Source organism: Odoribacter sp. (assembly GCF_985060555.1).
Genome location: NZ_CFKYFN010000059.1, coordinates 1 through 1,280 on the forward strand (window position 1 = coordinate 1; position 1,280 = coordinate 1,280).

Annotated in this window: 1 protein-coding gene; it reads right to left on the reverse strand. The window is 46.5% G+C overall.

The genetic code is table 11. The annotated features are described in order from the left end of the window. Positions 1–63: 63 nt before the first annotated feature. Positions 64–1,278, reverse strand: a complete 1,215-nt coding sequence (locus tag AC5RDS_RS07525; protein WP_494222285.1) for a DegT/DnrJ/EryC1/StrS family aminotransferase — start codon at positions 1,276–1,278, stop codon at positions 64–66. Positions 1,279–1,280 lie beyond the last annotated feature (2 nt).

Genomic DNA, 1,280 nt, shown 5'->3' on the forward strand with positions numbered 1-1,280 from the left:
ACGTCAAAGACAACCTTCAAAAATTTGTACATAAATTCGGATTAAAAAGGAAGGAAAGAAATGTTATTTTACAGCTTCATAGGCTTCGGCAACGGTATCTACGATGATACGCAGCTGTTCCCGGGTTAAATGATTATAAACCGGAAGACTGATTTCATTGGCATACAACCGGTATGTATTCGGATAATCTTCCATTTTATATCCCCGGTTCTTGAACAAAGTCAGCATAGCCATCGGTATGTAATGTACATTCACCCCGACACCCTTTTCACTGATATATTGAATCATGGCATCCCGTTTCGCTTCATCGAAATCCTTGATCCGGAGCAGAAACAGATGATAAGAACTCTCCGTATCCCGGTGATGATAGGGGGGAATAACAGCCCAATCCCGTTTTGAAAACTCCCGGACATAAAATTCAAAAATGGCTTTCCTTTCGGGCAGAAACGTGGATTTATACCGGCGCATCTGGGCCAACCCGACAGTAGCGCACAAATCCGGCATATTCACTTTCAGTCCCTGATCGATGATATCATACCGCCACGCACCCACCTGATTTTTTTCGAAAGCACTCTTGTTTTGTCCGTTCAATGCCAAGGCCCTCAGGAAAGTCAGTTCATTCTGGTTGTTGAAAGGCTGCGGTAAATTCAATACAATCGCACCGCCTTCCCCTGTCGTAATATTTTTTACGGAATGCAGGGAGAAAACAGTGACATCGGCCACTGTCCCGGAAGCCTTTCCTTTATAAAAAGCCCCTAAGGAATGGGCGGCATCGGCCAAAAGCATTATCCGGCCCAATTGCTGTTGCCTCCCGGAGGCAGGCCGGTACAAAGCCTTCACTTCCGGATCGTTCAAAACTTCACGGATGGCATCGTAATCACAGGGATACCCTCCGATATCGACAGGCAATATCACTTTGGTGTGTTCATTGATCGCAGCTTTTATCTTGTCCGGATCGATAGTAAAATCATCTTTTACGTCTACCATCACCACCTTTGCCCCCATATTCATGGCACACAAAGCCGTGGCACTGTATGTGTAAGCGGGGATAATCACTTCATCACCGGGACCTACTCCCAGCCACCGTAGCATTAGCATCGCCCCGGAGGTCCACGAATTTACACACAAAACAGCTTCACCTCCCGTGAACTGCCGGATCTCATCTTCTAAAGCCCGTGCTTTGGGGCCTGTCGTCAGCCATCCCGTATGAGTCAGGGTATCATGCATTTCTGCTATTACCTCATCATCGATGACAGGTAAGGAAAAAGGGATTTTCATAT

What these genes read in the sequence shown, in the direction of transcription:
- AC5RDS_RS07525 (WP_494222285.1), bottom strand. Translation starts at nt 1,278, where the DNA reads ATGAAAATCCCTTTTTCCTTACCTGTCATCGATGATGAGGTAATAGCA.